Origin of the sequence: Holdemania sp. 1001095H_141210_F2 (assembly GCF_015558105.1) — a bacterium.
GTDB lineage: Bacteria > Bacillota_I > Bacilli_A > Erysipelotrichales > Erysipelotrichaceae > Holdemania.
Map to the genome: position 1 here is coordinate 201941 of NZ_JADNPO010000003.1, position 16184 is coordinate 218124.

Annotated in this window: 11 protein-coding genes; all 11 read left to right on the forward strand. The window is 48.4% G+C overall.

The genetic code is table 11. The features are described 5' to 3' along the window. Positions 1–103 precede the first annotated feature (103 nt). The 11 genes from I2G61_RS03410 (at position 104) to I2G61_RS03460 (ending at position 16009) form a co-directional block, all read left to right on the forward strand. Entirely contained in the window at positions 104–1069 is a 966-nt protein-coding gene (locus I2G61_RS03410; protein WP_006059835.1) for an ABC transporter permease, read from the forward strand. A gap of 13 nt (positions 1070–1082) precedes the next feature. Further along, positions 1083–1934 (forward strand): ABC transporter permease, encoded by an 852-nt coding sequence (locus I2G61_RS03415; protein WP_195395953.1) that lies wholly within the window; start codon positions 1083–1085, stop codon positions 1932–1934. A 14-nt stretch (positions 1935–1948) separates the two neighbouring features. Continuing rightward, a complete protein-coding gene (locus tag I2G61_RS03420) occupies positions 1949–2917 on the forward strand; it encodes an ABC transporter ATP-binding protein (RefSeq protein ID WP_072685846.1) in 969 nt (322 codons plus the stop codon). A 3-nt stretch (positions 2918–2920) separates the two neighbouring features. After that, on the forward strand, positions 2921–3940 hold the full coding sequence (locus tag I2G61_RS03425) for an ABC transporter ATP-binding protein (RefSeq protein WP_195395954.1): 1020 nt from the start codon (positions 2921–2923) through the stop codon (positions 3938–3940). A gap of 155 nt (positions 3941–4095) precedes the next feature. After that, positions 4096–5691 (forward strand): ABC transporter substrate-binding protein, encoded by a 1596-nt coding sequence (locus I2G61_RS03430; RefSeq protein ID WP_195547914.1) that lies wholly within the window; start codon positions 4096–4098, stop codon positions 5689–5691. A gap of 164 nt (positions 5692–5855) precedes the next feature. Beyond that, complete coding sequence (locus I2G61_RS03435; protein WP_195547915.1) at positions 5856–7463, forward strand: ABC transporter substrate-binding protein; 1608 nt, start codon at positions 5856–5858, stop codon at positions 7461–7463. A gap of 90 nt (positions 7464–7553) precedes the next feature. Then, positions 7554–8936: a M14 family zinc carboxypeptidase gene (locus tag I2G61_RS03440; protein ID WP_195547916.1), complete on the forward strand. Its 1383-nt coding sequence runs from the start codon at positions 7554–7556 to the stop codon at positions 8934–8936. Positions 8937–9128: 192 nt separating this feature from the next. Next, entirely contained in the window at positions 9129–10724 is a 1596-nt protein-coding gene (locus I2G61_RS03445) for an ABC transporter substrate-binding protein (protein WP_072685855.1), read from the forward strand. A 236-nt stretch (positions 10725–10960) separates the two neighbouring features. Further along, the gene (locus I2G61_RS03450) at positions 10961–12553 is read left to right on the forward strand and encodes an ABC transporter substrate-binding protein (RefSeq protein WP_195547917.1); all 1593 of its coding nucleotides are present in this window, start codon (positions 10961–10963) and stop codon (positions 12551–12553) included. Positions 12554–12657: 104 nt separating this feature from the next. After that, complete coding sequence (locus I2G61_RS03455) at positions 12658–14229, forward strand: ABC transporter substrate-binding protein (protein WP_195547918.1); 1572 nt, start codon at positions 12658–12660, stop codon at positions 14227–14229. Positions 14230–14428: 199 nt separating this feature from the next. After that, positions 14429–16009 carry an ABC transporter substrate-binding protein gene (locus I2G61_RS03460; protein WP_072685861.1) on the forward strand — a complete coding sequence of 527 codons (1581 nt, stop codon included), beginning with the start codon at positions 14429–14431 and terminating at the stop codon, positions 16007–16009. Positions 16010–16184 lie beyond the last annotated feature (175 nt).

Genomic DNA, 16184 nt, shown 5'->3' on the forward strand with positions numbered 1-16184 from the left:
TTATGTTTCATTGAATGTAAAATTATGAAAATTTTACATTTTTATTTTCCCGTTTGAGAGGACAGAGGAAAAAGATTTTTAGGTAAAAGGAGGAAATCTTGAAATGAAACGTTATATTGGAAAACGTGCATTGAGTGGTCTTCTCGTTGTCCTGTTGTCAGTCTGCTTCAACTTTACGTTGATCCGTCTGGCTCCGGGCGATCCGATCCGCATTATGGCGGGCACGGATAATCCAAACGAAGAGATGATCGAAGCACTGCAGCAAAAATATGGCCTGGACAAATCCATTCCGGAGCAGTTCGTCATGTTTCTTGGCAATGTAGCGAAGGGGGACTTGGGGTATTCTTACATCAGCGACGAATCCGTCATTAAACTGATCGGCGAGAAGATCGGCCCGACACTGGCGCTGTCGTTAACCGCGGTGCTGCTGTCCGTCACCATTGGTACATTGATAGGAATCTACGCTGCGCGAAAGAACGGGTCCAAGTTTGACCAGTTCGTGTGCAGTATCTCGTATGTGTTCGACGCGACGCCGGGATTCTGGCTGGGGTTAATGATGATTCTGATCTTCGCTTCGACGCTGAAATGGTTCCCGACCTCGGGCATGGTGAACCTGAGAGCCAATTATAAGGGGTTTGCGTACTTCGCCGACGTCTGCCGCCATCTGGTGCTGCCGATTACGACGATGGTGCTGACGCAGACGCCGTATTACTTCCGAATCGCGCGTTCTTCCGTCTTACAGGTGATGTCGGAAGATTTCATCACGACGTTCAAGGCGACCGGCATGAAGGAAAGCCGGATCTTCAACAAGTATGTTCTGCGCAACGCGATTCTGCCGACCGTGACGGTTTTGGGCATGTCGCTGGCGTTTTTGCTTTCGGGTTCCGTCTTAATCGAAACGGTTTTCGCATGGCCGGGCATGGGCCGACTGATGTTCAGCTCGATTTCCAAGCGTGACTATCCGGTGCTGACTGGAATTTATCTGGTCACGTCCGTCGTTATCTGTATCGCGATGATTCTGGTCGATATCCTCTACGGCTTTATCGATCCGCGGATCCGCTACGACTAGGAGGAACAGTACAATGAAAAAAGACAATGTTTTTCAGGCTGCGATGCGGGTGTTGAAAAAGAACTCCCAGCTGCGCACGGGCGTCATTCTTCTGATCGTCTTATTGTGCATCGCTTTCTTCGCGCCGATTATCGCTCCGTGCGATCCGTATAAATTATATGATGCGCTGGTTGCCGGACCGGGCACGCCGGGACATATCCTGGGTACCGACGGTCTGGGCCGCGACGTTTTAAGTGAGATTATCTATGGGACGCGGACGTCGTTAATGATCGGCGTCGTCGCCGCGAGTATTTCCGGTATTCTGGGTACCTGCATCGGCGGCATCGCGGGTTTCTTCGGCGGCAAGATCGACCGGCTCATTTCGGAATTCATGAACTTCTTCCTGATGACGCCGTCGTTCTTCCTGATTCTGATCATCGTCGCGCTGTTTGGCAGTAACATCATGTACATCATGATTGTTATCGGCCTGACTTCGTGGACCGGCAATGCGCGTTTAATGCGTGCGCAGGCGATCTCCTTAAAGGAGAGAACGTTCGTCAAGAGCGCGCAGGCGATGGGCGAAAGCCGCTTCAGCATCATGTTCAAGCACATCATTCCAAACGGGATTTTCCCGATTATCGCGCAGACCACGATGAACGTCTCCAGCGCGATCCTGTCCGAAGCCGGCCTGTCATTCTTGGGCTTAGGCGATCCAAATGTCGTCAGCTGGGGTCAGATTATCTACCATGGCAAACAGTACATGCCGAAGGGCTGGTGGATTTCCACCTTCGCCGGCGTTGCCGTTGTCTTCACCGTTCTGACATTCTTCCTCATCGGTGACGGCCTCAACCGCGTGCTCTCGCCTAAGATGGACGCCAATAACTAGGGAGGAAGGAAAAAATGGCATTATTAGAACTGAAAAACGTCAATGTACGTTATATTATGAAGGACAAGAAGGTCCATGCCTGCCAGCATGTCAGCCTGGAAATTGAGGAACAGGATTCGATCGGCATCGTCGGCGAGTCCGGTTCCGGCAAATCCACGCTGGCCAGCGCCGTTCTGCGCCTGCTGCCGCACCGCATCACGCAGGTCGACGGCGAAATTTTGTACAACGGCAAGGATCTGTTAAAGTTAACGAAGGATGAAATGGATGCGCTGCGCTGGACCGATCTGTCGATCGTATTCCAGAAGTCGATGAGCGCGCTGAGCCCGGTTCACAAGGTCGGTGCGCAGATGGAAGACGTTTACCGCGTGCATTTTCCAAACGCGGACAAGAATGAAATCAAACAGCGGGTTTACGATCTGTTCAAGGTCGTCAACCTGTCTGACCGTGTTTACGAGTTATATCCGCACGAACTGTCCGGCGGCATGATGCAGCGTGTTTCAATCGCGCTGAGCCTGCTTCACAATCCGCGCTTACTGGTTCTGGACGAAGCGACAACGGCGCTGGACGTCGTTACGCAGAGTCAGATCCTGCGCGAGATCATGAGTCTGGAACAGAATCTGAACGTAACCCGGATTATGATTACCCACGACGTTTCCGTTGTCGCCTCGACCTGCAAGAAGATCGCCGTCATGTATGCCGGCCGATTGATGGAAAGCGGCGAGACGAAGGACGTCTTAGTCAATCCGCAGCACCCATACACGCAGGGGTTGCTTAAATCGTTCCCGTCCTTTAAGGGCGCCAAGAACGATCTGCGCGGGATTCCGGGTTCGCTGCCGGATTTAAGTCAGGAAATTCCAGGCTGCGTCTTCGCGCCGCGCTGCCCGTTTGCGACTGAGAAATGCCGCACGGTTGAGCCGGAATTGAAGACGGTCAACGAGAAGGGCAACTGGAAGGTTGCCTGCCACAAGGTAGGAGGTGAATAAGCGATGTCGGATACAGTAAACTCAGATGTAGTTATTCAGGTCAAAGACCTGACCCGCTGGTATATCCAGAAAAAAGTGACCAAGCAGGATGGCAAGGTCAGCAAGAAACAGACGATCAAGGCTGTCGACGGCGTCAGCTTTGAACTGAAACGGGGCGAAACCTTAGGCGTTATCGGCGAATCCGGATGCGGTAAGTCGACGCTGGGCCGCGTTTTGATCCATTTGGAAGATCCGACGGCCGGTGAGATTTTATATCACGGTGTTTCCAGCACTCAGCTGAAAAAGAAGGATCGGCTGGCTTTCTGCCGGACCTGCCAGATGATTTTCCAGAACCCGTTTGATACATTTGATCCGCGGTACACGATCGAAAAAATCTTCATGAGCACGATGAAGCTTCACAAAATCGGCGCCAATGATGAAGAACGGCACAACATTATGATCAAAACGCTGGAAGACGCCGGAATGGCGCCGGCCACCGATTATATCTACCGTCACCCGCATGAACTGTCCGGCGGTCAGCTGCAGCGTATTTCGATTCTGCGAAGCATGCTGCTGCGCCCGACGTTCTTAGTTGCGGACGAACCGGTCAGCATGCTGGACGTTTCGATCCGTGCGGATATCATCAATATGCTTCAGACATTAAGCAAGGAAGAAAACACGGCGATGGTTTTCATCAGCCATGATATCGCGACAACCCGTTATATTTCCGACCGGGTCGCGGTCATGTACCTGGGCCGGATCGTGGAAACGGGCGTTACCGACGAGGTTCTGCACAATCCGCAGCATCCGTATACCAAGGTTCTGATTTCCAACTGCGCATCTTTGGATCCATTGGAAAAACGCGAAATCATCGAAATTGAGGGCGAACCGCCGACCCCGATCAACACTGGCCCGGGCTGCTACTTTGCCCCGCGGTGTTATCAGGCTTGCGAGAAGTGTTTTAAAGAATATCCGGAAGCCCGTGATCTGGGCAACGGACATATTGTTTCCTGTCATTTTGTCGGCAACGACGCTGAAAAATAAACAGCGGTTCAGGCTCATCTGTGATTGACGGATGAGCCTTTTTTCGAACTTTTCTTCCTTCATTCACGAGCAAGGCCGCGTGGGAAACGACCTTGAGGGTGGGGAGTTTACCGCTCCGGCAAGGAAGCTGAAATAGAAGACAAGGAGAAAGAAAGATGAAATTTGCAAGAAAAGCACTGACTGCGCTGTTGGCGCTGGCGATGCTGGCTGGCTGTTCTTCTGCACCGAAGGAACCGGCCGCCAACCCGGAAAACCCGTCCGAGGGCGAACAGACGCCCGTTCAGGGCGGAACCTACATCATCCGTCAGGCTACCGATCCAGGCAGCTTTAACCCGGATATCAAGGGTGACGATATGGCGACCTACACGGCGACCAACGTCTTTAACCGGCTGGTAAAGACGACGGCCTCGACCGAAATCATTCCGGATCTGGCGGAAAGCTGGGAATTCAGCGAGGACGGCAAGACGCTGACATTCCATCTCTATGAGAATGTGAAGTGGCATGACGGCGAACCGTTCAGCTCGGAAGACGTCAAGTGGACGCTGGATATGATCCGTACTGAAGGTTTCCAGTCCAACAGCTTCAAAATGATTGAAGAAATCACCTGTCCGGACGCCAACACGGTTGTCATTCAGATGAGCTCTCCGAGCGCCGCGATTTTAAGTTCGTTAGGCTGGCTGGGGACGTTCATTCTGCCAAAGCACATCTACGAAGGTACGGATTGGACGGCCAACGAGGCCAACATGCATCCGATCGGCACCGGCCCGTTCAAATTTGAAAGTTATGAAAAGGGTCAGGCGATCACGTTAGTCCGCAACGACGATTACTTCATGGGCGCACCGTATCTGGACAAGCTGGTCATCACGATCATCCCGGATGCCAATACGGCTTTCCAGGCGTACATGAACGGCGAAGTCGACGATCTGATGCTGAATATCCCAAGCAACGAAATCGCCGGCTTAAAAGCCAATCCGGACTACACCGTTTACGAACGGGCATCCAACAACCGTACCTATCTGACCTTTAATTTTGACGAAGAACCGTTTAACGACGTGCGCGTGCGCGAAGCGGTCAACCTCGGCATCAACCGCCAGGAAGTTCTGGATAAGGCGGCGAAGGGCATCGGCGCAGTGCCGAAATATTACATGACGCCGGTCTTTGCCTGGGCAATGAACGACGCGGTGACAATTCCGGAACGGGATGTGGAAAAAGCTCGTCAGCTGCTGGAAGAAGCCGGGTATACCGCCGACGCTAACGGCATGTACATGAGCGTAACGCTCGATCTGTTTGACAGCGGCGATTTCAAGGATACCGCGACGGTATTGCAGCAGAATCTGAAAGAAATCGGGATTGACGTGAAGCTGAACATCACGGAAATGGGTACCTGGCAGCAGAAGGTTCAGGTCGACAGCGATTACCAGATGGCGATGCTTTCCGGATCGCAGGGACCGGATGCTTCAGCGATTTCGATGCGTGTGCATTCCGCCGGCGCATTTAACCTGGCGCATTGCAAAAACGCAGAACTGGACGCGTTGTTAGACGAAGGCGCGATCACGACGGATCAGACGGCCCGGGCTGAGATCTACAAGCAGGCGCAGGTCATCCTGGCGGAAGAACTGCCGATCGTTCCGGTCAAGGAAGCGACGTTTACCGTCGCCGTCCGCAATACGATCCATGGGCATCCTTATTCTGAGGAAGGCATCCACACGGTTGCTTCCAATGAATTCTCCCGTGTCTGGGTCGAAGAATAAGCAGAAATATTCAGGAAAAAGAGTTTGTGATCAGACTCTTTTTTTTATTGGATTGAAAAACTTTCTGAAAACTTCGAAGAATGATGAAAAAGAGATTGACTTGATTTACAGGAAGGGATAAACTGAAATTAATCTCTAGGGGAGAAAGAAAGGATCATAAGTTTATGAAGAAACTGATTCAAAGCCTGGCGGTGATCTTGGCTCTGGCGCTGACACTGACCGGGTGCGGTGGGGAAGGCAAGCCAGCGGCTTCACCGGCAACGGACGACAATTCGCAGATCAGCGAACCCAAGCAGGGAGGAACGTACGTGATGCGCAGTCACGGCGAACCGAACTCGTTTAACCCGAACATGAAAACTGACGATCTGCAGCTGCCTGCAACTTACAACATCTTTAACCGGCTGGTTAAGATGACGGTTGATAGCAGCGTCGTTCCCGATCTGGCGACAGATTGGGAATTCAGCGAAGACGGAATGACGCTGACTTTCAATTTACGCGAAAATGTAAAATGGCATGATGGAGAACCATTTACATCTCACGACGTTGTCTGGACGTTTACGCAGGTGCTTAAAGACGGTTATCAATCGAATACATTGAACATGATCGATTCGGTTACGGCCGACGGAGATTATAAAGCTGTCTTCCATCTGAAACAGCCGGACGCCTCGGTTGTCAGCGCGCTGAGCTGGCTGGGAACCTGGATTATGCCGGCCCATTTATACGAAGGCACGGACTGGACGCAGAACGAACACAATATGCATCCGATCGGAACCGGTCCGTTCAAATTTGAAAAATATACGCCGGGCGTTTCGATTGAAATGGTCCGCAATGACGATTACTGGGATGGGGCGCCGTATTTGGACAAGCTGATCATTTCGATCATTCCGGATGCTTCCACCGCCTATCAATCTTATCTCAATGGCGAAGTCGACGATATGCAGAGCGGCGTTCCGACTTCCAATCTGCAGGAGCTGATCGACGATCCTGAACATTATTCTGTTTATCAGTATGTTTCCAGTTCCAGAACCTATCTGTCGTTCAATCTTGGCGAAGATAAACCGTTCAGCGACGTTCGTGTCCGTCAGGCGATCGACATGGCGGTCGACCGTCAGGCAGTCCTGGACAAAGCGGCCAAAGGCTTCGGTGCGGTTTCTGAATACTACATCTCGCCGATGTACCCGTGGGCGCTCAACGAGGACGCCCGAATTCCGGCCCGGGATGTGGAGGTGGCCCGCAAACTGATTGAGGAAGCCGGCTACACTGCGGACGCCAACGGAATGTATTTCAGCTGTGAGCTGACAACCTTTGATTCCGGCGACTTCAAGGATTCCGCGATCGTTATTCAGGACAGCCTGAAACAGGTCGGCATCGACGTGAAGCTGAATATTCTGGAAATGGGCGCGTGGATGACGAAAGTGATCGACGATTACAACTTCGATATCGCCTTATGCTCAGGCGGACAGGGACCGGACGTTTCCGCGATCCGCAACCGCGTGCATTCGGAAGGCTCGCTGAATCTTGACAAGTATGTCAATCCGGAGCTGGATGAAGCGCTCAATCAGGGCGTACAGGTCTTCACGCAGGAAGAACGTGCTCCTTATTACAAGAAAGTCCAGCAGATCATGCACGACGATGTTCCAATCGTCATTCTGAAAGATTTCACCGCAGTTTATCCTGTCAAGAGCTACATTCATAACAGTCCGTTTGAGCCGGAAATGGCCAGCTTGTACGGTACGTATGAAATGGCCAAGGTCTGGATGGATCCCCAATAATCGAAAATCATAAAGAGAACAGGCAAATCCAGTCGATTTGCCTGTTTCCCGAGTTATCGGAAAATAAAAAACAAAAAAAGGAGAATTGAAATGGCTGATTTTATTCAAAAATTGATCGACAACATTCCGGATTATCAACAATTTCTGACTGTGGATGAGATGGATGAAAATTCCAGGCGGCTGGCAGCAGAATTTCCGGGGATCGTAGAAATTTTTGAGGCCGGGAAATCACGCAAGGGACATCCGATTTACTGCCTGAAGATTGGCAAAGGCAGCCGCAACGCTTTAATGTTCGGCTGTCCGCATCCCAACGAACCGATGGGCGCAATGCTGCTGGAGTATTTCTCACGGGCGCTGGCTGAAAATGAAGATCTGCGCAAAGAACTGGATTATACCTGGTATCTGATCAAAAGCATCGACCTCGACGGTACGCAGCTCAACGAAGGCTGGTTCAAGGGACCGATCACGCTGACCAACTTTACCCGTCATTACTTCCGCCCGGCCGGGTATGAACAGGTTGAATGGAATTTCCCGTTCCACTATAAAAACTATACCTACGACAAGCCGATTCCGGAGACCGTCTGCCTGATGAATTTGATCGACAAGATTCAGCCGCAGTTTATGTATTCGCTGCATAACGCCGGCTTCGGTGGCACGTACTGGTATCTGACCCGGGAGATTCCGGAATTGTGGGATAAGTTCTATGCCGCGACCGCGAAGCAGAATATTCCGCTGCACTTGGGCGAACCGGAAGTCAACTACATCACGCCGTTCTCTCAGGCGATCTATCCGATGATCAGTTCCAGAGATACCTACGATTACAATGAGAAATACGGCACGGTCGCGCCGGAAAAGCTGATGTCCACGGGCACCAGCAGCGCTGACTATGCCAGCCAGCAGGGCTACGATGCGACGACGTTGGTTACCGAGCTGCCTTATTTCTATGAGCCGCGCATTCAGAGCGATAAGCTGATGGATTTCACCCGCCGGGAAGCCGCGCTGAAAGGCCGCGAAGTCCTGCATGAAAACCGCAAGGCGGTCAAAGCTCGTTATGATCAGATTGCGGATCTGATCAGCGCCGACAACAGCTTCGCCAAGATGGTCAGCAACGGTTATGAACATTTTGAGGAAGACTATCGTCAGGAATGTGATTTTATCCGTCAGGACCCGAATTACGACGAATTGTGCAAGGAGTCCGAAGCGTTTGACAACCTGGAGATTCCGAAGTACCGCGTACTGCTTCAATGGACGCTTTTAATCCGCGCCTGCGAGCATGAGCTGGCGAAGAACCCAAGTCCGGAAGTCGCAGAACGGCTGCAGCTCATTCATGACGAGGGCGAAAAAGAATTTGCGAAACGGGCGGAAATCGCGGAGAAAGAACTGCATTATCAGGTCATTCCGATCCGTAAGCTGATCGCCGTGCAGCTGGAAAGCGGCATGCTGGTGGCGGATTATCTGCAAAAGCATCGTTAACCGTCGAAGCAAGGAAGTTGATCTTCCTTGTTTTCATTTCTTACATTTTTCTATGAATATTTTCAAAGATTGTAAAGAAAACGCTTAAATTTCACATACCAGTCGTACACATAGACTTCACATTTTTGAGAAAATCGTTTATTATTAAACTAACGGTTGCTTTAAAACAATCGATAGAGGAGGAAAGAATACATGAAAAAACTGCTTAAAGTTTTAGTCGTGTGTCTGGCCATGGCGATGATGCTTGCTGGATGTGGATCCAACAATGGCGGCACTGCCAATGAAGGCGGACAGACAGACGGCGAAACCAGCGGAATTCCTACGGATCAGACTCTGATCATGGTCACGCAGCAGGATCCGCAGAGCTTCAACCCGGACTTCAAGTCCGATGACGGCGCCTGGCCGATCAACCAGAATATTTTCAACCGTCTGGTAAAACTGGGCAACAACACAAAAATCAACCTGGATTTAGCTGAATCCTATGAATTCAGCGAAGATGGCATGCAGCTGACATTCCATCTTCATGATGGCGTTAAGTGGCATGACGGCGAGCCGTTTACCTCGGCTGACGTCAAGTGGACTTACGATACTGCGATCGCTGAAAAGTGGTCAAAAGCTGACAACCTGTCGAATATCGAAAGCATTGAATGCCCGGATGACAACACGGTTGTTATGAATCTGAAAACGCCGGACGTTTCGATTATTGCGAAGCTGGCCTGGTATGGCACATTCATTATGCCGAAGCATTTGTATGAAGGCACCGATACGGCGACTAACCCATACAACCAGAATCCAGTCGGAACGGGTCCGTTTAAATTTGTTGAATACAAAGCAGGCCAGTATGTAACGTTGGAACGCAATGAAGATTACTGGGGCGATAAGGCGATTGCCAAAACGCTGAAGTTTGCGATCATTTCTGATGATAATACTCTGTGGGAAGCTTTCATGAACGGTGAAGTTGATGATCTGTGCCAGATGATCCCAGCTGCTCATGCGAATGATCTGGATGGTAATGATAACTATACATTCTATTCTGAAATGGGCATCAACCGGACTTATATCACATTTAATCTGAAGGATGAACGTTTCCAGGATCAGCGTGTCCGCGAAGCCTTTGCTTTAGCGATCGACAACCAGGGCTGCTGGGATAGAACCGCTGGCGGCAATGGCGAACCTTCCAAGTATATGATTTCGCATGCCTTTACTAAGTACTTAGATGAAGATTCCAAATTACCTGAACGGAATGTAGAACAGGCCATGAAGCTGTTGGAAGAAGCTGGTTATACGAAAGATGCTGACGGCTATTACCTGCATGTAACATTAGATGCGTTCGAAAGCGGCAACTGGAAAGATCTGGCTGCGATTATCCAGCAGAATGTCAAAGAAGCCGGCATCGATCTGAAGATCAACATGATGGAAATGGCTGCTTGGCAGGATAAGGTTCAGGTTAACCGTAACTTTGAAATCACAATGTTAGCGGGCTATCAGGGACCGGATATTTCCGGTGTATCCGGACGTGTTCAGACTGGAACATCCATGAACATGGCTGGCTATTCCAATCCGGAACTGGACGCTTTATTAGACAAGGGCGTTACGCTGTCGAATGAAGAAGAAAGAATCGAATGCTACAAGGAAATTCAGAAGATCATGCGTGCTGATCTGCCGATCATCCCAATCATCGACAACGGCTACAAATATGCAATCAAGAAGGAAATGAAGGGTATGCCAATGGAACTGGACGATAAGACAGCTTCTTCGGAATACACCTACACTTACCGCGCTGAATAATTCATATTAGATTCTTAAAGACATGCTCATAAGGAGCGTGTCTTTTTCTCATGGTCATTTTTTTACTTCTGTCCGTCCAATGAAAAACACTTTTCATAAATGATGAAATTATTTACATAAAAGTATTGAATAATTTTTCATCGTCCTGTATCATACACTTATGTGAATGGGAGGGATTCTATTGGAAAGTGATAATGCACCATAGTTTTTCATTTAGATAGGGAGGGAGTTTAGAAATGAAAAAATGTTTTAAGATTTTGGCAGCTTTACTCAGCGCCGCACTCTTGCTGACGGGATGTCAGGGCGGCGGCGAAAAACCGGCGCAGACGACAGATTCGAAAACCGAAAATACAGAAACCATCGGCACATTTATCACGGCGGTACAGGGAGATCCATCGAGCTTTAATCCGGATATGAAATCGGATGATTATCTGTGGCCGATGGCTCAGAACTTGTTTAACCGCTTGTATAAGCTGGCGCCGGGCGATGTTCCAATTCCAGATTTAGCGACTTCCTACGAATGGAGCGACGACAATATGACGCTGACTTTCCATTTGCGTGACGGCGTAAAATGGCATGACGGCGAACCATTAACATCCAAAGACGTAAAATGGACCTACGATACAATCATTGAAAATAAATGGTCGAAGTCTGATACTTTTGTCAATGTCGATACGATTGAAGCGCCGGATGACCTGACAGTCGTCTTCAATATGAAAAATCCGGACGCCGGGCTTGTTCCTCTGTTAGCCTGGTATGCAACATTCATTCTGCCGGAGCACATCTGGAATGATCCTGCTTATCCGGATTTCGCAAAGAATCCGGCAATGCAGAAGCCAATCGGTTCCGGTCCGTTTAAGTTTGTTGAGTATAAGAGCGGACAGAGCGTTACTTTGGAACGCAATGAAGATTTCTTTGGCGGAGCTCCGGAAATCGAACGTCTGATCTATCAAATCATGCCGGATTTGAATACGACGTTAGAAGCGTTTAAAAATGGTGAAATCGACTACATTACGAGCTTGCCGACGGCGAATCTGCACGATTTCGACAATGACCCGAATTATGAAGTCTTCTCCTTCTTAAGCATTAACAGAACGTATCTGACCTTCAATATGGAGAAGGAACCGTTTAACAATCCAAAGCTGCGTCAGGCTGTCGCGTATGCGGTTGACCGTCAGGCGATCGTTGACCGGATGGGCAACGGCGTCAGCGCTTTGCCGGAATATTTCATTTCTCCGCTGTTTAAAGATTATCTGAATGATGATTACAAACTGCCGGAACGGGATATTGCGAAAGCGCAGGCATTGATGGAAGAATGCGGATTAAAGAAGAATTCCGACGGCTATTATATGACAGTCACTTTAGACGCTTTCGAAAGCGGCAACTTCAAGGATGTCGCGGCGATTGTTCAGTCCAGCTTAAAGGAAGCTGGTATTAAGGTTGATCTGAATTTAATGGAATATGCCGCCTGGGGTGATCAGGTTAAAGAAGGGCGTAAGTTTAATATGACGATGCTTGCGGGCTATCAGGGACCGGATATTTCCGGAATCTATATGCGTGTCGGCATTAATGGTTCGAACAACTTTACCGGTTATGCCAGCGATGCGATGGAAGCAGCGCTGAATAAAGGCGCGCAGAACTCGGATCCGGCAATTCGTAAGGAAGCCTATGATGAAGTTCAGCGCTTGATGAGCGAGGATATGCCAATGGTGCTTCTGCTCGACAACGGCCAGGTTATTCCTGTTAAATCCAAATTTGACGGTACGCCATATCAGGTTCCGGATAAGGCGGCGGCGAGCGAATTTACGTATGTAACATTAAAAAAATAGGAAATGTTCAAAACGGAGCGTTTTTTACAGAAATGCTCCGTTTTCACTGTTTTTTCTCGCCGCTATTCCTGATATAATGAAATTAAGAAAGAAGAGGAAAATTTATGAAAAAATTTCTCAAACTGCTTGCGGTAGGCTTGGTTGCGGCGATGGCGCTGACGGCTTGCGGCGGGCAGAATAGCGACAATGCCGGCGAGCCGACCTCAGAATTATCCAACGATACGCTTGTTGCCATTGTAGCGAATGATCCGTCAAGTTTTCATCCAGACTTTAAGTCTGATGATAATGCCTGGGGACCAAACCAGAACATTTTTAACCGTTTGGTTAAATTGAATGCCTATGATCAGGTGATTCCGGATCTGGCGGAAACCTGGGAATGGAACGACGACAGCACTCAGGTTACATTCCATTTGCATGAAGGCGTGAAATGGCATGATGGCGAAGCATTTACTTCGGCGGACGTGAAATGGACTTACGATACGTTGATCGCGGAAAAATGGAATAAAAGCGACAGCTTTGCTTCCGTTGAATCGATCGAATGTCCAGATGACAACACCGTTGTGATGAATCTAAAATATCCGGATGTTTCTCTGATCGCAAAATTATCCTGGTATGGCACATTCATTATGCCAAAGCATCTGTACGAAGGTACCGATACAGCGACCAATGAATATAACATGAAACCAGTTGGCACAGGTCCATTCAAGTTTGTTGAATTCCAGAAAGGCGTTCAGATTGTATTGGAACGAAATGAAGATTATTGGGGCGATAAGGCTAGAGTTGCAAAGGTGATTTATTCAATCATTCCAGATGCGACAACAGCTTTGCAGGCGTTTATCTCTGGTGAGGTTGATTACTACACATCAATTCCGACGCAGAATGCCAATGATTTTGATAATGATCCGAACTATGAGGTTTATCCAGTGGTCGGAATGAATCGATCCTATGTTACGGTAAATATGACAAATGATAAATTCAAGGACCCACGAGTTCGTCAGGCAATCGCTTATGGAATTGACCGGCAGATGATCTGGGATCGCTGTGCTGGTGGAACAGGCGCCGTGGCTTCGACATTTATCGCGCCAAATACCGGTTTTGCGGATGAAAAATACCAGATGCCGGAACGTGACGTAGCGAAGGCTCAACAGCTTTTAGAAGAAGCAGGATTGAAGAAAGACGCAAATGGAATTTATTTTTCTACAGAAATGAAATTCTTTGACAGTAGTTATTTTAAAGATGCGGCGACAATTATTCAGTCGAATCTGAAAGAAGTCGGAATTGACGTTAAGTTAACAATGCTGGAATATGCGGCCTGGGGTGATACTGTAAAATTGAATCATGATTTTGAGATGACAATGGCTGCAGGTTATCAGGGACCCGATGTTTCTGGAGTTTCCGGACGTGTTGGCACAGGGACGTCGATGAACTTCATGGGTTATTCCAATCCTGAATTGGACGCATTACTTGAAAAAGGTGTTCAGGTATCTGATGAAACAGAAAGAAAAGCCGTATACAGTGAAGTTCAGCGCATTATGAGTGAAGAGATGCCGATCATTCTGTTTATGGATAATGGCGCCAAAGTCCCGGTTAAAAAGACACTGAAGGGCACGCCTTATCAGGAACCGACAAAAGCCGCTTCCAATGAATTAACTTACGTTGAATTTGTAAAAGAATAGAACAAAGAACTGCAGTAAGCTCAATGAAAATCATGAAGAGCACTGCAGTTTTTCTATGTTTGCTTATGTAAAATTTACATTGTGAATAATGAAACTTTCTCATAATGATGAAACATGGCGTGAAATGGATTGACGATGTTTTCCAATAAGCGTAAACTTAAAATTATCATTCATTCTTCACAAGTAAGGAGGGAAAATTATGAAGAAACTGACAAAGCTCTTAGCCGCCATGATGGTGGCCTGCCTCATGATGGCCGGATGCGCCGGCGGGGGCGGCACTGATCAGAAAGACCAGGCTGTACCACAGGATGTTCTGATCGTCAATGTTACAGGCGATCCGCAAAGCTTTAACCCGGATATGAAATCAGATGACTACGCATGGCCGATCAATCAGAATATTTACAGCCGGCTGGTAAAACTCAACAGCGACGATCAGGTGATTCCAGATCTGGCTGAAAGTTGGGAATTCAGCGACGATGGAATGAAATTGACATTCCATTTGAAGAAAGATGTGAAGTGGCATGACGGCGAAGCACTCACTTCAGAGGACGTGAAATGGACGTTCGATACGATGATCGCCAATAAATGGTCGAAATCTGACAGTCTGGCTTCGGTTGAATCAATCGAATGTCCGGATGATCTGACTGTTGTCTTAAATATGAAAGTAAAAGATGTTTCTATCGTTTCCAAGCTGGGCTGGTATGCAACGTTTATCATGCCGGAACATATCTGGAATGATCCGCAATATAAGGATTTTACATCCAATCCGGCAAACTGGCAGCCAGTAGGAAGCGGACCATACAAGTTTGATAATTATAAGAGCGGAGTCGCGACGACGTTAGTCAAGAATAGCGACTATTTCGACGGTGAGCCGATTGTTGAAAAATTAATCTTTACAATCGTTCCGGATTCGACAACCGCATTCCAGTCGTTTGTCAACGGTGAAATTGATTACTTTAACATTATTGTTCCTACGGCGAATAAGCATGATCTGGATAATAATCCGGATTATCGTTTCTTCGATTACATTTCAATCAACCGGACTTATCTGACGTTTAATATGAAAGAAGGCCGCTTTACAGATCCGCGTCTGCGGCAGGCGGTGGCGAAAGGGGTCGACCGTCAGGGGATTTTCGACCGGGTTTCCAATGGCGCTGGCGCTTTGGCAGAATACTTTATTTCGCCTCTGTGGGAAGGCAAATACCTTGATAAGCAGTATAGAATGCCGGAACGCGATATCGAAGGTGCAAAGAAGTTAATTGAAGAAGCCGGTTACACGATGGATGAAGACGGGTATTATTTCTCAATGACACTGGACAGCTTCGATGACGGAAACTTTAAAGATATTGCCCAGATTGTCAAAGAAAATCTGAAAGAAATCGGGATTAACGTTAATCTGAATATCATGGAAATGGCTGCCTGGCAGGATAAAGTAATGGGAGAAAACCCGGACTTTGAAATGACAATGCTGGCAGGCTATCAGGGTCCGGACGTATCCGGCGTGGCCGGACGCGTGGCCTCCAACGGCGGGACCAATGTCGGTATGTATAACAATCCTGAAATGGATGCGGCGCTGCAGGCGGCCGTCGAAATAGACGACGTGCAGGAACGGGCCAAGTATTACAGTGAAGTTCAGCGTATGATGTACGAAGATATGCCGATGGTTTTCTTATTTGAAAACGGCGATCATCAGCCGGTCAAGATCTCTCTGGACGGTACGCCTCGAGATGTGCCGGATAAAGCGGCTTCCAATGAATTTACATACACGATGTTTAAGTAAATAACGCAGGTTTCTTTATGAATTATGCGCAAAAGCGCAGGTTTGAGATAAACCTGCGCTTTGCTTTGCTCAATAAGAATTGAAAAATGTTTCAAAAGAAAATGATAGAAATATACATTTACTGAAATAAATGTAAAATATCATCTTGACGTTCGCTTTTCCTCCGTGTAAACTC

Bases quoted from the DNA above. Each gene is read 5' to 3' on its own strand.
- I2G61_RS03415 (WP_195395953.1), top strand. From the start codon at position 1,083: ATGAAAAAAGACAATGTTTTTCAGGCTGCGATGCGGGTGTTGAAAAAG.
- I2G61_RS03440 (WP_195547916.1), top strand. From the start codon at position 7,554: ATGGCTGATTTTATTCAAAAATTGATCGACAACATTCCGGATTATCAA.
- I2G61_RS03455 (WP_195547918.1), top strand. From the start codon at position 12,658: ATGAAAAAATTTCTCAAACTGCTTGCGGTAGGCTTGGTTGCGGCGATG.
- I2G61_RS03435 (WP_195547915.1), top strand. From the start codon at position 5,856: ATGAAGAAACTGATTCAAAGCCTGGCGGTGATCTTGGCTCTGGCGCTG.
- I2G61_RS03430 (WP_195547914.1), top strand. From the start codon at position 4,096: ATGAAATTTGCAAGAAAAGCACTGACTGCGCTGTTGGCGCTGGCGATG.
- I2G61_RS03410 (WP_006059835.1), top strand. From the start codon at position 104: ATGAAACGTTATATTGGAAAACGTGCATTGAGTGGTCTTCTCGTTGTC.
- I2G61_RS03445 (WP_072685855.1), top strand. From the start codon at position 9,129: ATGAAAAAACTGCTTAAAGTTTTAGTCGTGTGTCTGGCCATGGCGATG.
- I2G61_RS03420 (WP_072685846.1), top strand. From the start codon at position 1,949: ATGGCATTATTAGAACTGAAAAACGTCAATGTACGTTATATTATGAAG.
- I2G61_RS03450 (WP_195547917.1), top strand. From the start codon at position 10,961: ATGAAAAAATGTTTTAAGATTTTGGCAGCTTTACTCAGCGCCGCACTC.
- I2G61_RS03425 (WP_195395954.1), top strand. From the start codon at position 2,921: ATGTCGGATACAGTAAACTCAGATGTAGTTATTCAGGTCAAAGACCTG.
- I2G61_RS03460 (WP_072685861.1), top strand. From the start codon at position 14,429: ATGAAGAAACTGACAAAGCTCTTAGCCGCCATGATGGTGGCCTGCCTC.